This window comes from Erwinia typographi, from assembly GCF_000773975.1.
GTDB classification, from domain to species: domain Bacteria; phylum Pseudomonadota; class Gammaproteobacteria; order Enterobacterales; family Enterobacteriaceae; genus Erwinia; species Erwinia typographi.
Genome location: NZ_JRUQ01000032.1, coordinates 54,072 through 74,641, shown reverse-complemented (window position 1 = coordinate 74,641; position 20,570 = coordinate 54,072). Strand labels below are relative to the sequence as shown.

Genomic DNA, 20,570 nt, shown 5'->3' with positions numbered 1-20,570 from the left:
TTTGCATTCTATTGAAAATAGTATATTCACAGGTTAAAGTTTATGCGCATCGAAAAGCTTCACGGACCCGAAAAGAAGCGCCAACTGGCGGTCCCAATACTCGCACACCTTTAGAGCGGGTGCCATCTACGATGGTTAAGGTTCTCTCATCACATCGCCATACGGCTTGCATTACCCACCCTGACGGGGATTTACTCCCGTTAGCGGATAAATCCCCACCTAAACAATCTGGAGGATTTATTCATGGGCTATGTTCACTCATATTACCAAGTGAAATCTGTACCCAACGATCAGTGGCTGCTGTTAACAACACAAGTCGCCAACGTTTTTTTGCTCACCCAAAACCGGCATATACCAGGTTATCTGGACCCAATGGTGCTTTGCACTGCTGACGGCCAATATCCACTACTTAAACCAAGCGATTTACTCGTAGAAGGACTCGATGGCCAACCGGCGATCGCGTTCAACGGCGAAGAACGCTCGGATATGTCATATGAGACGTTTCACCTCAGCCAGCATTCATCGGGCTACGGTTTTTGTAAAACCACGTTCCTTTGGACGCCATCCCGACCATACGACTTCATGGTTAAAGCGACGTTGCTGATAGCACACCGCTTCTGTCCAGGCTGCTACAACATCGGTTCAGACGGCACGCTGGAAGAATGGACCAACGTTCAGGTCTGGCTATCGCTCAACTTAGGCGGTAAGTGGCCAATCCCGGAATCCATCACACTCAAAGACGAATAACTTCGTTTTCAATTCACCCACCACCCTGTGGCGCATCTCTTCGCCATCAGGGGGATAGATGCGCCTTTTGAGGAGTATCTAATGCCTACCAAACGTAAACCCCGTAAGTCACAAACCAACCAAGTTGATCTTTACCAGCAAGTCACCGACAAAATCGTCGCGTCGATCGAGCTAGGAGTTTTACCCTGGCGTAAACCGTGGCGAGACAGCAAGCGTTTCGCTGAATCACCAATACCATCAAATGCATCGACCGGTCGGCACTACAACGGCATCAACATCATGCTGCTGTGGCTGTCCGCTGAGGAGCAAGGGTTCAATTCCAATCGCTGGCTAACGTGGAAACAGGCGCAAGCTGCCGGTGGTAACGTTCGCAAAGGCGAGAAAGCGACTGTGGCGGTGTTCTTCAAACCGTTTGAGGTTGAATCCACCGACAAAGCTGGCCAACCGCACACCAACGCACAAGGTGATACGGTGATGGAGCAACGCATCATGTTGCGCAGCATAATGCTGTTCAATATCGAGCAATGCGAAGGACTACCGGAAAAAATCATCGGCGCTGCGCCTGAAATTCTGGATGATGAATCCGTTGATACGTTGAGCGCGCCAGTCTTCAATGACATTGTGACCATTGCAGGTGAATCTGGCGTTCGCGTCAGTTACTCCGAGCAAAACCGGGCTTACTACAACTCGATGAAGGATCAAATCGTCTTGCCGCTGCGTAAGCAGTTTTTTACCGAAGCAGACTTTTGTTCGACTTTGTTGCATGAGCTAGTGCATGCAACCGGCCATCACAGCCGACTCGATCGGGAAGGCATAACATCGACTTCCCGCACGTTTGGCGATCCGGTTTATGCCTTTGAAGAGTTGATTGCTGAGCTGGGCAGTGCCTTCCTCTGCGCGCATTTGGGCGTTTATGGCGAGGTGCAGCACGACAGCTATATCGATCACTGGCTGAAGATACTGAAGTCCGATAAGAAAGCGTTGTTCCGCGCCTGCCGTATGGCTCGTGAAGCTTCAGAACACTTGCTTAAACCGCTTCATGAAGCAGCTGAAGAAGACGCAGCCTGAAACCAAACCATCTCCTTCCGGGGATGGTTTCTTTATGCTGGGCAATTTAATCGCATTTTTCAAAAATGATTTTACGCTGTGATTGCTTGCAGCCTGGAACGATAGTGCCTCCGATCTGGAGGTGAATCATGTTCCCAAAATTACAAAACAAGTTCAGACGCAGCAATTTTCAGCCCTCTTTACCAGTCAAACGAGAAGGCTACTTCACACCGCAAAACCATCAATCGTTGTTCGGCATGCCAACACGTCAGGCACTGCTGAAGAAAATCTGGCAGAGCTCATTACTGTCGAAATCTGCATATGCAGAATTCTGCCTGGAACCACTGCAAAATCTTGCCGAACGTTATCAAAACTTACCTGCCACGCGGATCACCGGCTGGAACAGAGTCGGCGGATTGCTGGATCTCACTCTGCATCACACCGTCACTATGCTGCAGCTATCTAAAGGCATGGTGCTTCCTGCCAATGCTGCACCTGAAGATCAGGCTGCGCAGTCCAGTCACTGGAACTGCGTGGTGTTCTGGCTTGCGCTTTACTGGCACGTTCCCGAGTTGCTTTACATCGAAGCGGAACTGGAAGATGGGCATATCTGGCAGCCAATTTCGAGCGCGCCGGATCAGCAATATCGATTCAGAAAAACCCGTCATTCAGAAGGGCCAGCTAAAGAAAGTGTAATCAGACTGGCATTCACTGTCTCGATGTTGCCTAAAATCGCGTTAAATTGGCTGGAAAAACAGCCCAATGCACGGGATTGTCTGTTTCTTGAACTGGCCGGAATCAATTCAACAGAAAAGCAGGTCCATGCATTACTCAACAAAGTGCAGGCGCAATTATTATCAGCCGAATTAAATGAAGGCCAAAATTTGGAGCAAATAAATCCAAATTTACATCCGAAAATGCCGAGTGAATTTTCCGCTGAAATCCCTACAGGACAGTATGACGACGCAATATACGAGGAATACTTTAGTCATTGTGATGTTATAAAAAATAGCCATTTAACTAATGGTGAAATCGAAATCAACATCAATGATTTAAAGAAAAGCGATCATGGCACTGATATAAATGAATTTCACATCCAGAATGGTAGTCGAATCACTGCGAACAATTCTGATTGTGTTGATATGCCGACCTACGGATCTTCCGAAAGTGATCAAAAATACGTCAGCAATGGTTATCAAATGCAGCCGCTTGCTCCAGAATCGATCCCCGTAACACCTGAGATGACCTCACAGATTTCTAAGAAACAGATCGGCGAGACATTTTGGTCTTGGCTGGTTGAGGGTCTCGAAAATGGAACGATAGCGTGCAATGAAGCAGATTCACGCGTGCAACTGGTCGCTGGTTTTGTTTTCCTGCTTGTACCGGGCATATTTTATCGATATCTGAAGCAAACCGGTCAGTCTGCTGATGAGCGCGAAAACGTTCAGGCAGGGTTTGAAAGACTCAACCGACATCGGCGTAACAATGGTAAACGTTTTACGTTTGCCACTCTCTACAACAGTGCCGACCGTAACGGCCCTTACAAACGTGTGAAAGGCTATCTGGTCAAATCCACGATGATCATCCGTAGCTCTGATGTGCCGGATGACAGTCAGTTTCTAGTGGTTCCCTGACGCTTTTCTGGAAGGTGTATGGAGGAGAGCTGCTGCTTAAAGGGTGGCATTTTATATTGCTGATCGAAGGAAAGGTTATGAGTCAGGTTGATACCAATACAAGCTGGGAATTTTTGCTGGATGAATACTTTTTCGTAAAGTATCTGCGCCCTCAAACGGAGTGGAGTTACCGAAAAGTCGTCAATGTATTCAGAAGATATTACGGCATGGAGCGTAAGCCATGTGAAATAACTCGTCGTGACGTTCAACAGTGGCGACGGCATGTGATTAATGTCGAAGGCTCTGCAGCTATAACCTGGAATAACAAAGTTGCGCACATGCGCGCGTTGATGAACTTTGCTATGAAAGCGAGTCTTATTCCGCAAGCTGAAAACCCATTCAACGATGTTCTGGTGAGGGCGGATAATAAGCGTAAGAAGACATTATCCAGGCCACAGTTGACTCGTGTTTATCTCCTGATGCAGCAGTATGCTGATTTGGATCATCAACTTTCTATTGCTGAAATGAAGCGCTGCGCATTGCATCCTGCATGGTTTTGGATTGCCGTGTTAGATACACTTCGCTACACCGGCATGCGTGTGAACCAACTGATGCACGTACGACTTATGGACGTTAATCTTGAAGAAAATTGGATCGAACTGCGCCTTGATGGCAGTAAGACACATAGAGAATGGCGCGTTCCGATTGTAGGCCCACTCAAGCCGCAACTTCAGCTCTTGGTAAGACGAGCTATAGAAAATGGTGCAGAAGTTGGAGATGCTATCTTTGACGTTAATCGATTTCTATGGACAGAGTTCGAAAGAGAGAGCTTGCCCCCCGTTGCAACATTACAACCGGTTAAATCGTTTTTCAGGCGCTTATCTAAGGAGTGCGGATTTGCTGTCTCCCCGCACCGGTTCCGACACACCCTTGCAACCGAGCTGATGAAGTCTCCCGATCGTAACCTGCAAATGGTAAAAGGATTGCTTGGGCATCGAAGCGTTACGACAACCATGGAGTATATTGATATCAACCTTGATGTTACAGGTCGTACATTGGAGCGCGAGTTAGGCCTTTATACAGATGGCAGGATAATGAGTAACATTGATTCTGAATAATACTAATTTCCGACTCCTATTTAAATGGCGGCAAGCAGTTATTACTGCTGCCGCTAAATTTATTATTTATTGATTTATCCTCAGTTTTGTTAATTGCATTCCATCTTATTTACTTTTAATAGCAATCCGTGAGCTTACTGATTATCTGAGGTTTTTATGATAAGCTCTCGTGACTCTCAATCTTCCTGGTCCAGTTAGTAATGCACAAAATCGACGATAAAAAAAAGAAGAAAAAAGCAACAGCTACTGAAGTGGCGGAACTTGCTGGCGTCTCCAAATACACCGTGTTGAGGGCTTTCAAAGATGGGGCGTCGATTTCATCTCATGCCAGAGAAGCGGTCATGGAAGCTGCCAACAAACTGGGATTTCGTCCAAACCTGTTGGCTCGTAGCCTTAAAAATCAGAAAACCAACTTGATTGCCATTCTGGTCGATGAATTTCAAAATCCACACACTCTGATGATCCTGGATGAGGTCAGTAAGCAGTTAGGCGACCGTGGATACATGACCATTTTATTTAATGTAAGCTCCGAAGAAGAATATATGTCGGTGCTTAATATGGCTGGGCAAATGCAGGTTGATGGAATGATATTTGCTGCTACGATTTTACGAGATGAGTTAATCGTAACAGCAAAAGAACTTTATCACGTACCTTCATTTCATATATGCCGTAGCACCGACAATCCTGATGTTGATGTCGTCAATATCGATGGTTTTGATGCGTCTAAACAGCTCGGAGAGTTACTCATTCAACAAGGCTATAAACGATTTGCTTACATGAAGGGTCATGACACGCCATCATCCCAGTTAATGCGCATTGATGGCTTTCGCACTAGTTTGAAAGAAGCAAATAAGAATATTGATAAAATATTTATTTCAGGCCATTACGATCGCGAACTTTCATATAAGCTGATTACAGAACATTTAAAAAATACTCCCGAAGAGAACAGGATTGATGCACTCTTTTGTGAAAACGATGTCTTGGCCGTTGGCGCTATTCAGGCGGTAAGAGATTTCGGTCAGGGGGCTCATATTGGTATCGTGGGTTTTGATGATATAGCTGAAGCTCGAACAACAACCTGGGAATTAACCACATGGTCTCAACGGGCCGATCTTCAAATTACCGAGGCTATTAACCGCCTTATTGATGGGATTTCCGACGAAAATGGTGACTGGCGGTTTGGTGAAATTCGAGTACGTAAATCCCATCTTAAGCCAACCCTTTGACCCTCTATGACGGGGTCAAATTAGACAGGGTTTAAGCTTAAGCCGTGCCTTGATGTGTCTAAAAAAGATACAGCCACTACAATCCTTATAACATCCCCTATAGAAATCGCACTTTTAGTTCATTTCAAAAAACCTAACCACCACGTTAGTTAATTACCTGATTATTATAATAAAAACTAATTAAAAAGCCCCTTGCAATAGTAGACCTTCTCTTGCCATCGATGGCAAAAATCCATTGCCATCGATGGCAGATATACACATAATCGCAACAACTCTGGTGTTGGCAATGGTTACAAGGTGAAACTGGCATCATTCTGTAATGAGGTGATGACCTTGTGATGTATGGGACAAAACGTTTCGCAATGTTTGCTGCACCAAAGCGTTTTCAGGGATATGTAATATTAAAAAGCAGGATAGTTATGTGGTCTGATTTAATAGTTAAATCAGTTAATTATTCTATAAAACACTGTCTATAAGATTCACCTTATCTATTTAGTGAGCGTGGTTCGGTTAGTCGGTGACTCTGTATTTTGGAGCATCGTGTGAAACGTAGAAGTTTTATTCAGGCAGGATTGGTGCTGGCAAGCACAGGAACAGCTGCATCAATATTTAAACCAGCCGGTGCAGCTGAAAAAGTATTTAAAGGTGGTGAGCTGTGGCGAGCTAAAGCAACTTTACCTCCTACTCCCGCTGATCCGACTAAAAGATTGTTTTTGACTGAACGTGAAGCAACGTTGGTCAAAGCAATTTTTGATCGTCTTATTCCTGCGGATGATATCAGTATTGGCGCATCTGACGCAGGTTGCGTTGTGTTCATTGATAATCAACTCGCCGGAAGTTATGGCGATGCAGCATGGCGCTATAAAGGCGGACCTTATGAGCAAGGGACCGAATCTCAGGGCAATCAGAGTCCGTTAACCCCACGCGAAATTTACCGCACAGGGCTCATGGAGCTGGAACAACACTGCAAAGATACTCTCGGTAAATCATTTGTTGATTTATCCGACGATGAAAAAGACCACTATCTGGATCAGATGGAAGCGTCAAAATTTAATTATCCAAGCTTTACGTCTTCAGGATCGCTGTTTGGCCAGTTTCTCTCCAACGTAATGGAAGGCTTCCTCGCAGATCCGATTTATGGCGGGAACCGCAACATGGTTGGCTGGAAAATGATCGGCTTCCCAGGCGCTCGCTATGACTATCGCGACGTTGCCAATCTGAAGGGCCAAAAACTCTCTATCGAGCCAGTCAGCATTATTGATCTCCTGAAAGCATAATCAGACGTAAGGTTAAAATATGAATTACACCAGACCAAAAGCTGACGCCGTAATCGTCGGCCTGGGATGGGCCGGTTCTCTCATGGCAGAAGAGCTGACCCGTGCAGGACTCAATATTGTTGTTATTGAACGTGGCGCATGGGAACAAACGCAAAAGAATTTCTCGCCAGCTATTGCTGCAGATGAGCTGCGCTATGGGGTACGTCGTGAGATTTTGAAACCACCAAGTGTGGAAACGCTGACCTTCCGTAACTCGCCTGACCAGAAAGCTCAGCCCGCACGTGAACTCAACATTTTCATGATGGGCAACAGCGTTGGTGGCGCAGGTAAGCACTGGGCAGCGAATGCCTGGCGCTTTAACCCTTCCGATTTTGAGATGGAAACTCGTTTAAAGAAGCGCTATCACAATATGAAATTGGCCGATGGCCTAATCGTTCAGGATTGGGGCGTGACCTATGAAGAACTTGAACCATTTTACGATCGCGTTGAAAAAATCGCCGGAATTTCAGGTAAAGCGGGTGTCATCAAAGGTGTTAAACAGGATGGCGGCAATCCGTTTGAGGGCAGCCGTACAAGCGAATATCCAACACCGCCGCTTATCCGTTCCCATTGGAATGATATCTTTCATAAAACTACAGAGGGTATGGGCTATCACCCGTTCCCAATTCCGGGGGGTACGATTGGTGCCGCATACACCAACCCACTAGGAATCAACCTCGCGCCTTGCACCTATTGCGGATATTGCGGTTTATACGGCTGCGGTAACTGGTCAAAATCCTCACCCAACGCTTGTGTTATTCCAGCCCTGATGGACCGCACTAATCTGACGATGCTGACAGAATGCACTGTGTTGCGCATTGAGAAAGCAGAAGACGGGAAGACTGTTACTGGCGCGACATTCCTTGATTCAGATGGCAATACTGGTTTCCAACCCGCTGATATCGTGTGTATCTCAGCTTATCAGCTGGATAACGTTCGACTATTGCTGTTGTCTGAAATTGGCACGCCATACGATCCTGCTACCGGTAAGGGTACATTAGGCCGCGCCTATAACTATCAAACGATGGTTAATGCGTTCCTCTATTTCGAAAATGAGCATATGAATCCGTTCATTTCGACCGGTGCGCTCTCAACGCAAATAGATGACTTCAATGGTGATAATTTCGACCACACCGGCTTAGGTTTCTTGGGCGGCGCAGGCATTCAGGCGTTATCAGATCAAGGCACCCCACTGAGTCTGGCTGACCGCGTGCCGCCAGGCACTAAACTTTGGGGTTCAAAGTGGAAAAAAGCGTTCCAAAAGAGCTACCAGAACTTCGGTAAGATTCAGGGGCAAGGCACCTCTTATTCGCATAAAGATTCCTACTTGTCGCTCGACCCACACTACAAAGATGACAATGGTCAGCCATTGATGCGGATGACGTTCGATTACAACGAAAACGACAAACGCATGGCGGACTACATTCGCGATCGCATGGAAGAGATTTGCAAAAAGTCTGGTGCTACCTCATGGGAAATCGTTTCAATCCCGGACAAGCATAATTCGCCATTCACTCCTTACGACAGTTCACACACTATCGGTGGCGCAGTGATGGGATTAGACCCTAAGACTTCAGTGCTTAACCGCTATCAGCAGCACTGGGATGCACACAATCTATTCGTTCTGGGAGCGTCATCATTCCCTAACAATGCTGGTTACAACCCGACTATTACCCTTAGTGCTCTTACGCTTTGGACGGCACATGCCATCGTGAATGATTACCTGAAAAATCCGGGTTCACTGGTACGCAAAGGAGCAAACAATGTCTAAAAAAATCCGACGTGCCGGGTTAGGCATCGTTTATCTGGCGGTATTAGGCGCATTGGGTTACACCGCATTGGTGCAATACGATGTGCATAAAAGTTATCCGCAAGCGATTCAGCCAGAAACGGGGGAAGCATTACAGGCGCAGATAAAACGCGGCGAATATGTGGCTCGCTTGTCTGACTGTACTGCTTGCCATACTGCACATGGCGGTCAACCTTTTGCCGGTGGTTATAAGTTAGAAACTCCATTTGGTAACATTCTGTCTTCTAACATCACTTCGGACAAAGAGACTGGTATTGGTAATTGGACGCAGGAACAGTTTGACCGAGCCGTGCGTCATGGCATTGGTTCACATGGCCATCTCTATGCGGCAATGCCTTATAACGCCTATGCCAAGCTTACCGATCAGGATCTAACAGACCTTTGGACTTACATCCGCACCATCCCTGCAGTGAAAAATAAAGTACTGGAAAACCAGCTACCTTTCCCATTTAACCAGCGATGGACCCTCGCCGGTTGGAACCTCATGTTTTTCCGGGACAGAGTGTTTGAACCTGACATCAGTCATAGTGCTCAGCTCAATCGCGGTCAATATCTTGTCGACGGACCGGGCCACTGTGCTTCCTGCCACACGGCAAAAAACTTCCTTGGTGGAGACTCATCTGCATACTTGCAAGGCGGAACCTTAGAGGGCTGGCATGCACCGGACATTACGCCGAATCCATATACTGGACTCGGCTCATGGAGCAAGGAAGACATCGTAAATTATCTGCGTTCAGGCACTAACCGCATGGCTGCATCGTCAGGCCCTATGACTGAAGCGATCGAAAACTCGACTCAGCACATGACGCAAAGTGATTTAGAAGCGATTGCTCACTATCTGAAATCACTACCCGCTTCTGTGGCAATTAGGCCTGCGGCCATCAATAGTAGTGATACTGCGATGGTTGTGGGCAAAAAAGTGTTCGAATCACAGTGTAATGCATGCCATGTATCTGATGGATCAGGTATTCGCAATATGATTCCAACACTGGCAAAAAATCCACAAATCAACGCAGAAGATCCTTCGAGCCTGTTGAATGTCGTGCTTAACGGCAGTGAAGGCCCCTTCACACATGCCAATCCCACATCTGCAGGGATGCCAGATTTTGCGTGGAAATTGTCAGATAGCAACATTGCAGACGTGATGACCTATGTACGTAATAGCTGGGGTAATGCTGCTCCAGCAGTCAGCACTAGTGATGTCGCTAGCGCACGTAAAGATATGAATGCTCGGCCATGGCTAGGTGAATCAAACAACAAGTGATTGAAAGCAAGCCGCCCATCAGGACGGCTTGTTATCGCAGATTTAGACTTCATGACTTAGCCTGCGGAAATCACGGGGTTCAATCCCATATCGCTTCATCTTGTTATAGAGTGCACCGCGTGAAAGATTGAGCGCGATGGCGACTTGACGCATGTTGCCCTGTTTTTCCATCAGGCAAAGTTCGATCAACGTCTTTTCGCCATCCTTCAGATTAAAACTTTTCGCGCCCTCACTTGGTATGCCTAAATCAGCATAAGCAGGTAGACGAAGCTCCTCGGGAAGATCCTTATCTCGGATGTCGTCCGTTTCCGTCAGGTTTATGGTTCGCTCAACGATGTTTTCCAGCTCACGCACATTTCCTGGCCAGTCGTACGTTTCCATCAACTGCAACGCCGAACTGGAAAATAGTGCGCGTTCACGATTGAGCGCGCGGCAGATTTTTTCACAGAACCAGTCAGCCAGCTCTTTAATATCTTCTTTTCTTGAACGCAAAGGCGGAATAGGCAGGCTGATCACATTCAGGCGAAAATAGAGGTCACGACGGAAAGAGCCATTCTCAATATCTTTTTTTAAATCGCGATTGGTTGCAGCTACGATACGAACATTCACTTTCAGCGGTCGTTTACCGCCAATACGCATCACTTCACCTTCCTGCAATACACGTAAAAGACTTGCCTGAGCATCAAGAGGCATATCACCAATTTCGTCGAGGAATAGTGTTCCTCCATCCGCTAGCTCAAATTTGCCCGCAGCACCACCGCGTCTCGAACCGGTGAATGCGCCATCTTCGTAGCCAAATAATTCGCTTTGCACCAAATCGCGAGGAATAGCGCCACAGTTAACTGCAAGGAACGGACCGGTATTGCGGGTGCTGCCATTATGGATAGACTGAGCAAATAGCTCCTTGCCCGTTCCGCTCTCGCCTGTCAGAAGCACGGTGCTGTCACTGCGCCCGGCATTACGAGCTTTATTGCGGGTATCCTGCATCACCCTTGACTGGCCGAGAATCATATCAAAATTGTAGCTGGCGCTGCTGCCAATAACACGACGCGTCATATCTCGTACACGTCGGTTATCACGCATTGAAATGACGCGACCACCTTCGGGAGTCACGACAACTGAAATCACGCATGAGATACGTGCATCGGGGCTTGGGCAAAGAGCAATATTTCGATCCTTACAGGCTGGCAGCGCCCTCAACGAGCAACCTTCAGGGAGTAAAACTTCATCAGCATCCTGGAAGCGTACATCCCCTTGTATGCCGAGTACCTCGCGGGCATAGCGGTTTATCTGTCGAATAGTCCCTTGTTCACTGACGACCAGAACACCTTCATTCAGCGATTCCATCACTGATTCCTGTTCGTTAACCAGATGCCGCAAAATAAGCTGTTGTGAAATCGCCTCTGCAGCGGCCTGAACGGTTCCCAAAGTGTGGTAGTGGAAACAGCCGGGGTTAGCAGTCAAAGTCAGAACGCCAAGCATAACGCCATTCTCATCCCTGATAGGGGCAGCCGCACAATGTTTGCCACGAATGCGCAGCGCTTCTTTATAGTTTTCTGCGCTTAGCATATAAACCAGCTTATTCTCTTTCAGGCATCGACCAGTGCAGTTGGTGCCTGATATTACCTCGCTGAGAATACTACCTACTGGCGTTAGATCCTGGCCACAAAAGTGAAGTGTTATGCCATTGGCGTCGGTCAGATTGATGTGGCCATCAGGATTATAGGCAAGCAGATTACGCATGATGTCGCGCGCTATTGAGATTAACAGCGCGTTTCGAGCAAGTAGTCTGCGCAATTCGCTCTCATCGCAGAACTGATATTCGAAGCGATAGGCATTAATGCCTTCTGTATGGCTACGTAGCCATGATGCGTGAATAGCAGAACGTAGGCCTATAGGGGTTTCGCCCTGTTCAAAAGCTTTCCAGGCCATTCCCAGTTTTTCAATGTACTCAGCAAATCCCTGCTCATGGTTCAGCTTCGCGATCAGCTCCCATTCTTCATCCCAGGTCATCTCATGAAAATGGTTCATAGATTTCATTCTTAGTTGCTTTGAATGTGTCCATTCTATAGACATGTTATGGAGACATGTCTTTTTTATAAACACTTTGTGATCGATGTCTTTTTTATTTCCTTATAAAACAGTGGAGTGTGACTTGGCACACCCGTTGCTAAGTAGTTACGTCTTACCTACAAAGACAAATAACTTAAAAAAACCAACGTGGAGAAGTAATGAAATGTCTACACGAAAGCACAATGTGCCTTACCTCATATTCATCTGTGCCATCGCTTCAGTTAGCGGGATCATCCTTGGCTATGACGCTTCAGTCATCTCAGGCGTTATTGATCCACTAACCGAACATTTATCACTCACGCCAGCCGAAAGTGGCTGGGCTGTATCAAACGTTATCCTGGGATGTGTTATTGGCGCATGGGGAGTAGGACGCCTCACGGATCGCATTGGCCGTAAAGCGACATTAGTTATAACGGCTGTTCTGTTCGCAATTTCTGCAATTGGCGCAGCGTTAGCTACAGACCTGACTTGGTTCGTTGTTTATCGCATGATCGGCGGCCTGGCTGTAGGGATGGCATCTGCCGTTACTCCACTCTACATCGCGGAGGTATCTCCAAAAGATTTGCGTGGACGAATGCTAGGTATGCAGCAAATGCTGATGGTGAGCGGTCAGTTAGTTGTTTACGTAGTGAACTACTTGATCGCCAAAGGCATGGCTCACGAATGGATTGTTTCAATGGGCTGGCGTTGGATGCTGGCATCGGCACTGGTTCCTTGTGTGCTGTTCCTAGTGATGGCCTTCTTTATGCCAGAATCACCGCGCTGGTATGCGATGCATAACAAGAGAGAGAAATCACTGAAGGTACTGACATCTCTTTCTAATACCGCTCACGCAGAACGCCTTTATACCGAAATCCGTAATTCAATTGCTGCTGATTCAGCTTCGACCAGCGAGCCATCGCAACGCGGCATTCTTAAAGACAAAAAGGCGTCATACATCCTGTGGATTGGTTGTGCCATCGCTGTACTGCAGCAGGTCTCCGGTATCAACATCCTAATGTATTTCGCACCGTCACTTCTTCAGAACGTAACAGGCAACACGCAGGATTCTCTTTTCCAGAGTATTTTCCTCGGGTTAGCACTGTTAGCCGGTGTGAGTATTGCGCTGGTTGCATTTGACCGTGTGGGCCGTATTCCGTTGCTGCGTTGGGGAGCTTTAGGGTGCGCCGCATTCCTGTTCTTCACTTCCTGGGCATTTATGAATGAAGCCAAAGGTTACCTGCCGGTGGTTGGATTAGTGGGCTTCATCTTTGTCTTTGGCCTTTCATGGAGTCTTGGTGCATGGCTTTTGATCTCTGAAATATTTCCAAATCGTATGCGTGCTGTCGCAATGGGTTACGCCTTCTGTTCACTGTGGGTATCAAACTTCATCGTGACGCAGAGCTTCCCAATGATGAACCGCAGTCCGGCTTTGATGGAGCATTTCCACGGCGCTTTCCCGCTGCTGTTATGCGGTGGGTTCAGCGTGATCGCTTTCTGGTTCGTTGGTCGATTCCTGCCAGAAACAAAAGGTGTATCGCTGGAACACATCGAACCACTAATGCTCTCAAAATCCCGTCGTTTTGGTCATGAGCAAAAACCACTCATTACACCAGAATCTGTTTCGCAAAAGTAAGCCTTAAATACCCTACATACTGAGGAGAGTTACATGTCTGTAAAAAATATTGTGCGCGTAGGTCTGATTGGCGCTGGTCGTATGGGCAGTTTTCATGGTGAAACTGTTGCTCAACGTATTCCAGGAGCAACATTAGTCGCTGTTGCAGATCCTGTTCCGGGCGCGGCTGAGAAGCTGGCTGCTAAGCTGGGCGCGCAAAAATCTTACACCGACCCACAGGCAATGCTGAATGATCCAGAAATTGACGCAGTAGTCATTGCATCACCAGCACGAACTCACGCTGAGCTGGCCGTAGCCGCAGCGAAAGCCGGCAAAGGCGTGTTCTGTGAAAAGCCAATGGCTGTCACGCTGGAAGAGGCGGATAAAGCCATCAACGCGGCTAAAGAAGCCGGTGTTGCATTGCAGGTTGGCTTCAACCGTCGTTTTGTGAGTGGTTTCGCTTCCGCTTATGAAGAAATCAAAGCCGGTAAAATTGGCGTTCCGCAGTTGCTGCGCTCAACTACGCGCGACCCAGGTTTAGGCGATCCTACCCCAATCCCACACTGGACTATTTTCCTGGAAACATTAATCCATGACTTCGACATCCTGCTACATCTGAACCCAGGCGCAAAGCCGACTCAGGTTTATGCCGTTGCCGATGCGTTAGTGCGCCCTGATTTTAAAGATCGTGGATTGCTGGACACCGCCGTAGTGAACATTCGTTTTGACAACGGCGCGATCGCTACTGCAGAAGCTAATTTCCAGGCTGTTTATGGATATGACGTACGTGGTGAAGTCTTCGGCAGTAAAGGCATGCTGCAAGCTGGCAATATCAATGTGAACAACTGTGTACGTTACACCGCTGACGGCATCTCTATTGATACAGCTCGTCGTGATACTGATCTGCTGCGTGACGCTTATGTGGCTGAATTGACCGACTTCGTTCGTTGTGTTGCTACCGGCGAAACCCCGAAAGCAACTGGCGAAGATGCACGCAATGCACTGGAAATCGCACTGGCATGTATTGCTTCTGTTCAACAGTCTCAGCCGATCAATCTCTAAGGATTTTACATGTCTAACTACTCATTGTCCGTCTGCGCTGAAATGGTGTTTCTCGACCTACCATTTCTTGAGCGTGTAGAACGCATTCACGCTATGGGCTTCGGCGTTGAAATCTGGGACTGGACGAAGAAAGACATCGATGCACTGGTTAAAATCGGCGCTCGTATCACTTCAATGACCGGATATATCTCTGGCAACCTTACCGACAGTGATGAGATTGCTCAGCTGCTTTCCAGCGCTAATGAGTCAATCGAAGTTGCTCGCCGCCTGGGCTGCCCTTCTCTGAACTTACATGGTACAGGCCTTAACAACGTAGGCTTGCCAGCTAAGCCTGTTGAGATCGTAACCGGTGAGATGTGGCTGAAAGCCAAAAAGACGCTCGATGCACTCGCTACATTGGGCGAGAAGGCTGGCAAGGTTTTCACACTCGAGAACTTGAATACTGCTGTTGATCATCCGGGTACGCCTTTTGCAAAAGCGGAAGACACTCTGGCGTTGGTTGCCGCCGTAAACAGCCCATACCTGAAAATGAACCTGGATATTTATCACGCTCAGATTGGCGAAGGTAATTTGGTAGAGCTAATCAAGAGAAGTGAGAAGCATATCGGTGAAATTCAGGTTGCTGACGTACCGGGCCGTAAAGAGCCGGGAACAGGTGAAATCAACTATAAAGCCATTGCTCGTGCCCTCCAGGGTATCAATTATCACGGTGTTGTAGCACTGGAAGGTTGGGCATCAGGTGATTCAGTGGTGGCGTTAGAAGCCTTCCGCGAAGCATTCACTTTGTAATACCGATATTTCCTCAGAGTCTCTGAGAACCTACTTAGCATCGTTTCTCAGGTTATCGGAAACGATGCTTTTTATTTTGAAGGATAGAATTATGAGCGTATCAAAGCGTATTCGTGTTGGCGTTAGCCCACTGTCCTGGACAAATGACGTATTGGAAGATCTTGGCGGTGATATTCCGCTGGAAACTTGTCTGGAAGAGGCTGCTGCAGCTGGTTATGAAGGAATTGAGTTAGGTCGTAAATTCCCCAGAACAATTAATAAACTTCAGCCAATACTCTCCAACGCAAAACTCAAGTTAGCATCTGGCTGGTTTAGCGGATTTCTTGCCGAGCGTAGTTTCGAAGAAGAGCTTGAAGCCGTTCACGATCATGCATTACTGCTGAAGTCACTTGGCGCAAAAGTTATGGTTTATGGAGAATGTGGGGCAATGCCCGGAAGTGCCCCTCTGGATGAGCCATTATCCCTGTCTCCAGCCTTAGCGAATATTAGCCTTGAGCAATACGCACAGAAACTGAATAACCTTTCTGTCTCACTGTTAAAAATTTATGGCCTACGCCTCGCTTACCACCATCACCTGATGATGGTGGTTGAAACTAACGATGAGCTTAAAGCTTTCCTTGAAGCAACCAATGATTTAGTGGGTATCGTTCTTGATTGTGGCCACGCTACCGCTGCAGGCGTGGATATCAGCTGGGTCATTGAAAACTATGGCAATCGTGTTGCACACATTCATATGAAGGATGTGCGAGGCGATGTATTAGACAATGTGATCAACAATGACCTTAGCTTCAATGATGCAGTCAGAAACGGCTTGTTCGCAGTTCCTGGAGACGGCATTGTTAATTACGCCCCAGTAATTAATTTCCTTAAAGATTCAACCTATGATGGTTGGATAATTATTGAAGCAGAACAAGATCCCGAAAAAGCACCGCCTTTCGAAACTGTCAAGAAAGCGCGATCTTGGGTCAGAGATAAGATTGGAATCTGAGTCTCCAATAAAAAGTAACCGTTGAGTTACTATGTAGGGTCGCTTGGCGCTCATTGAGCGCCTTTTTTAATTTAATATTAAAAGCTAATTGACAATCCAATACGCCTCTATTCTTCTCTTTTTAATATCCAAAGCTATCTGAAGCCTCGCAACCTTATCAGCTATGACAATCATTGCAAAGTGCTTATCTGCGTTACTAGTAGCGTTGTCTGCTTGCCATTCCCAGAACTTTATATCCAATAATATTACATCTATTCGGCAGTCAAGTTCTGCGTCGTAGCGTTCATTTGAATGCATAGTGAAATGAATTTTTTGGGTGAGGTATTAATTATACAGAAACTATCTTTAACCGAAATGAAAAATTATATTTTATTCTTGTTTTATTATTATCTTTCAAGAGACATGATGACTCATATCTGGTGATTAAAAAGAGTTTTTATTTTTTAATTAAGTTGGATTTGGTGTTTATTGTAAGTCTGATGTCAGTATCAGAATTTAGTGTATGAGTATTTTTTAAATGCTCATCCAAACATTCACATTTAAAGTGTGAAACGAAAATGATGAACATCATTTCAAATCAAAACTGGTGCAATGGCAGGGTTGACAGAAGAGGGGAATATTGTAATTATTTGTAGCAACAAGAAAAGGGCATCATCAGCAACTGATACCCTTTCTTGAAGATTTTTATGTTCAATCTTGGATGATGCATCTGTCAATGCAGTCACCGTTGCTTTGAACACCACCTTCGTTTAGACACCCGTTAGAGATCTCACTTCTAACCAGTGTGCTTCGATGTATGGTGCCCGGACGCGGAATCGAACCACGGACACGGGGATTTTCAATCCCCTGCTCTACCGACTGAGCTATCCGGGCAACGGGGCGCATTAAACCTTACTGGCCGCAGGGCGTCAATGGCTTTGTCGCCAAAACATCGCTGATTGCACTCTTTTCCAGCAACCGGGGCTGCAACCGCAGTTCACTGCCGATAAGATAAGCGAACAGAACACATTCTGTTCGCCTGGCAGCAGGTTAGTCCAGCCGCTTATCCACCGCATCACGCAGGCGATACCAGCCGCTGACGAAGGGGACAAACCACGGACGGCCGTCGTACAGCGGAATGCGCCTGAACGTCGGGCGATCGAACGACAGCGGGCGCTCCTCGGTTCCCAGTACCTTCTGCGCGGTGCGGTAGCCCAGCCAGCTCATCAGCGCCACGCCGTTGCCGTTGCAGCCAACCGCAAAGCGGGCATTATCCATCAGCCCGGCATAGGCGGTTTTATCATGCGTCATCGCAACAAAGCCGCTCCAGGCATGGCTGATCCTGTAGCCTGCCAGCTCCGGCCAGATCGCCAGCATCCTCTGGCGGATCTTGAACGCCGCGGTTTTGTCATCGCAGTCCATGATGCCGGGGCGCGATCCAAACAGCAGGCGGGTGCCGTCAGGAGAAGGGCGGGAGTAGATCAGATCCCGGCGGCTGTCGGTGATCATTCTGCCGCCGGGGATTAGCTTCGCCATCAGTTCCGGCGGCAGCGGTTCGGTAGCGATCTGATAGCTTTTGACCGGCACAATGCGCTTCGCCAGGTTCGGGGTCGCCAGCGTGTCGGTATAGCCGTTGGTGAGCACCAGTACCTCCTGCGCTTCAATCACCCCTCGAACGGTGTTCACCGTTTTGCCACCGCCGGTGTGCGGGGTAATTGACATCACGCGGGCATGAGAGAGCAGCGTGGCGCCCAGCTTGCGGGCCAGGTCACGCAGCGCCTTGTTATATTTCCCCGGATGCACTCCGCCATATTCGTCTACCAGAATCCCACCGTGATAAAACGTCGAGCCGATAATGGCAGCCTGCTCGTCACGCTTCACCTTATGTACCGTCACGCCGGTTACCCGATGCAGAATGTCGCCCATTTCATACAGGCTGCTCAGCTGTTTTTTGGTGTGCGCGCCGAAATAGCGACCGCCGATAAACAGGTCGGCATCCAGCGCCTCTCGCTGCACTAATTCCTGAATAAAGGCGAAGGAGGCAATGGAGTCCGCAATCATCTTGCCGAACAGATCGGGTGAAATGCCCTTAATCGCGCCGCCGACTACCAGCTTCTGGCCGCTGCTGATCATCCCGCCAGTACGGGTGCTGCCGCCGCTGCCCAGCTCGTTGGCTTCCAGCACCACCACATTTTTTCCGTGGCGGGCCAGCTCAATGGCCGCATTCAGCCCGGCAAACCCGGAGCCGATCACCACCACATCCGCTTGCGACGGTAGCGGATCTAAAACCGTTTCGGGGGGAGCCGCTTCCCACCAGTAAGGCGTGGTTTTGAAGTCGGAAGTAAAAATGTCGTCAGATTGGCTTGCCATGGTGTCTCTCAAAAAAAGGATTACAAAACCTGGCCGAGGAACTCACGCGTACGCGGGTCCTGCGGGGCATCAAAAAGCTGAGCCGGGGCGGCGCTTTCCACTATCCGGCCCTGGTCGGTGAAGCAGACGCGGTGCGATACCTCGCGCGCAAAGCGCATCTCGTGGGTCACCAGCAGGCAGGTCATGCCTTCCTCGACCAGTTCACGGATGGTGTTCAGCACCTCTTTTACCGTTTCCGGGTCGAGCGCCGCGGTCACCTCATCAAACAGAATGATCTCCGGCTGCATCGCCAGCGCGCGGGCAATAGCTACCCGCTGCTGCTGGCCGCCCGAAAGCTCGCCGGGGTAGCGATTCTCTTTGCCGGTCAGCCGTACTTTGGCAATCAGCTTCAGCGCCCGCTCGCGGACCTGTTCGCGCTCATGCTTCAGCACCTGGATCGGCGCCATCATAATGTTGTCCAGCACCGTGCGGTGCGGGAACAGGTTGTACTGTTGAAACACCATCGCTACCTGATGGCGCAGCGGCCGCATCTCTTTTTCATTGGCAATCTCATGCACGCGATGATGACCCACGCGCACAAAACCTTCATCGACCGGCAGCAGGCCATTGATGCAGCGCAGAATGGTGGATTTACCCGAGCCGGAAGGGCCGATAATGCACACCGCTTCTCCCTTGCTGACGTTCAGTGAAATGCCCTTAAGCACATGCGTGTCACCGAACGATTTATGAATATTGTCCAGCTCAATAAGAGCCTGATTACGCTCGCTCACAGGGCATCCCCCTTGGTATTTTTTTCCAGCCGACGCGCCAGTAGCGCAATCGGGTAGCAGTAGCAAAAGAACATCAGCAGCACGCTCACGTAGAAGTAGACCAGCGCGCTCTCATTTTCGGTAGCCAGCGTGGTGCGCAGCAGCGTTACCACCTCCTGTACACCGGTAACGGTCGCCAGCGCGGTAGAGATGGTTAGCAGCGCATACAGATTCATCCAGCCCGGAATGATGCGGCGGAAGGCCTGCGGCAGGATCACCAGTCGGTAGATTTGCCACCAGGTGTAGCCCAGCGAACGTGCGGATTCCCACTGCCCGCTGTGCACCGACTGCACCGCGCCACGGATGACTTCGGCAAAGTTGGCGGCGGTAGGCAGGCTAAGGCCGACAATCGCCTTGAACAGCGGCGAGAAAGTGAAAGAAAAGCCGAAGAGGGTGGCGTGATACGGCAGCAGATAGAGCATTGAAAACAGCAGCACCAGCCACGGCGAGTTGCGCAGGAAGTTCATTACCGCCCGCGCTGGCAGACTCAGCCAGCGGTGTTTTGCCATCATCGCCAGCCCCAGCAGCAGGCCCATCACCGTAGCCAGCGCCATGCCGACCAGGCTGATAAAGATGTTCAGTACGAAGCCGCCCGACCACGACCAGCCCTGCTGGCTGCCGGTCAGCAGCAGCGGCAGCCGCAGCCAGACCTGATGCCACTCGCCGCCGGGATCGTTGAACATGCTGAACAGCAGACCTATCAGCGCCAGCAGGGTAAATGCCTGCCTGGTCTGGCGCTTTCGCTTCAGGTAAAAAGCATCCATG

16 protein-coding genes and 1 tRNA gene are annotated in these 20,570 nt (G+C 48.6%); 12 read left to right on the top strand and 5 right to left on the bottom strand.

What is annotated here, in order from left to right; all coding sequences use genetic code 11:
- The first annotated feature begins 243 nt into the window (after positions 1–243).
- The 8 genes from NG99_RS29685 to NG99_RS11180 all read left to right on the top strand — a co-directional run bounded on the left by NG99_RS29685 (position 244) and on the right by NG99_RS11180 (position 10,141).
- Positions 244–747 (top strand): hypothetical protein, encoded by a 504-nt coding sequence (locus tag NG99_RS29685; RefSeq protein WP_034892330.1) that lies wholly within the window; start codon positions 244–246, stop codon positions 745–747.
- 81 nt (positions 748–828) lie between these two features.
- Positions 829–1,815 (top strand): ArdC family protein, encoded by a 987-nt coding sequence (locus tag NG99_RS11210; protein WP_034892327.1) that lies wholly within the window; start codon positions 829–831, stop codon positions 1,813–1,815.
- A 128-nt stretch (positions 1,816–1,943) separates the two neighbouring features.
- Complete coding sequence (locus NG99_RS11205; RefSeq protein WP_034892324.1) at positions 1,944–3,428, top strand: TraI domain-containing protein; 1,485 nt, start codon at positions 1,944–1,946, stop codon at positions 3,426–3,428.
- A gap of 77 nt (positions 3,429–3,505) precedes the next feature.
- Complete coding sequence (locus tag NG99_RS11200) at positions 3,506–4,525, top strand: tyrosine-type recombinase/integrase (RefSeq protein WP_034892321.1); 1,020 nt, start codon at positions 3,506–3,508, stop codon at positions 4,523–4,525.
- Positions 4,526–4,725: 200 nt separating this feature from the next.
- The gene (locus NG99_RS11195) at positions 4,726–5,751 is read left to right on the top strand and encodes a LacI family DNA-binding transcriptional regulator (RefSeq protein WP_052130661.1); all 1,026 of its coding nucleotides are present in this window, start codon (positions 4,726–4,728) and stop codon (positions 5,749–5,751) included.
- Positions 5,752–6,293: 542 nt separating this feature from the next.
- A complete protein-coding gene (locus tag NG99_RS11190; RefSeq protein WP_034892318.1) occupies positions 6,294–7,028 on the top strand; it encodes a gluconate 2-dehydrogenase subunit 3 family protein in 735 nt (244 codons plus the stop codon).
- A 19-nt stretch (positions 7,029–7,047) separates the two neighbouring features.
- The gene (locus NG99_RS11185) at positions 7,048–8,838 is read left to right on the top strand and encodes a GMC family oxidoreductase (RefSeq protein ID WP_034892315.1); all 1,791 of its coding nucleotides are present in this window, start codon (positions 7,048–7,050) and stop codon (positions 8,836–8,838) included.
- Positions 8,831–10,141: a c-type cytochrome gene (locus tag NG99_RS11180; protein ID WP_034892312.1), complete on the top strand. Its 1,311-nt coding sequence runs from the start codon at positions 8,831–8,833 to the stop codon at positions 10,139–10,141. Before NG99_RS11185 ends, NG99_RS11180 begins: the two co-directional genes overlap by 8 nt.
- A gap of 42 nt (positions 10,142–10,183) precedes the next feature.
- Here the strand turns inward: NG99_RS11180 and NG99_RS11175 are convergent, their stop codons facing one another.
- Positions 10,184–12,172 (bottom strand): sigma-54 interaction domain-containing protein, encoded by a 1,989-nt coding sequence (locus tag NG99_RS11175; RefSeq protein WP_034892384.1) that lies wholly within the window; start codon positions 12,170–12,172, stop codon positions 10,184–10,186.
- A 205-nt stretch (positions 12,173–12,377) separates the two neighbouring features.
- Here NG99_RS11175 and NG99_RS11170 point away from each other — a divergent pair, with 205 nt between their 5' ends.
- The 4 genes from NG99_RS11170 to iolE all read left to right on the top strand — a co-directional run bounded on the left by NG99_RS11170 (position 12,378) and on the right by iolE (position 16,647).
- Positions 12,378–13,829, top strand: a complete 1,452-nt coding sequence (locus NG99_RS11170) for a sugar porter family MFS transporter (RefSeq protein WP_034892309.1) — start codon at positions 12,378–12,380, stop codon at positions 13,827–13,829.
- Between the two features lie 33 nt (positions 13,830–13,862).
- On the top strand, positions 13,863–14,870 hold the full coding sequence (locus tag NG99_RS11165; protein WP_034892305.1) for a Gfo/Idh/MocA family oxidoreductase: 1,008 nt from the start codon (positions 13,863–13,865) through the stop codon (positions 14,868–14,870).
- A gap of 9 nt (positions 14,871–14,879) precedes the next feature.
- Positions 14,880–15,659, top strand: a complete 780-nt coding sequence (locus NG99_RS11160) for a TIM barrel protein (RefSeq protein ID WP_034892304.1) — start codon at positions 14,880–14,882, stop codon at positions 15,657–15,659.
- Between the two features lie 91 nt (positions 15,660–15,750).
- On the top strand, positions 15,751–16,647 hold the full coding sequence (gene iolE / locus NG99_RS11155; RefSeq protein WP_034892301.1) for a myo-inosose-2 dehydratase: 897 nt from the start codon (positions 15,751–15,753) through the stop codon (positions 16,645–16,647).
- 797 nt (positions 16,648–17,444) lie between these two features.
- On the opposite strand, the gene NG99_RS11150 is transcribed toward iolE, so the two are convergent.
- The 4 genes from NG99_RS11150 to NG99_RS11135 form a co-directional block, all read right to left on the bottom strand.
- Positions 17,445–17,520, bottom strand: a tRNA-Phe gene (locus NG99_RS11150).
- Between the two features lie 156 nt (positions 17,521–17,676).
- Positions 17,677–18,996: an NAD(P)/FAD-dependent oxidoreductase gene (locus NG99_RS11145; protein ID WP_034892299.1), complete on the bottom strand. Its 1,320-nt coding sequence runs from the start codon at positions 18,994–18,996 to the stop codon at positions 17,677–17,679.
- A gap of 20 nt (positions 18,997–19,016) precedes the next feature.
- Positions 19,017–19,766: an amino acid ABC transporter ATP-binding protein gene (locus NG99_RS11140; RefSeq protein WP_034892296.1), complete on the bottom strand. Its 750-nt coding sequence runs from the start codon at positions 19,764–19,766 to the stop codon at positions 19,017–19,019.
- Entirely contained in the window at positions 19,763–20,569 is an 807-nt protein-coding gene (locus NG99_RS11135; protein ID WP_198138762.1) for an amino acid ABC transporter permease, read from the bottom strand. The genes NG99_RS11140 and NG99_RS11135 overlap by 4 nt, the downstream gene beginning before the upstream one ends.
- Position 20,570: the final 1 nt, after the last annotated feature.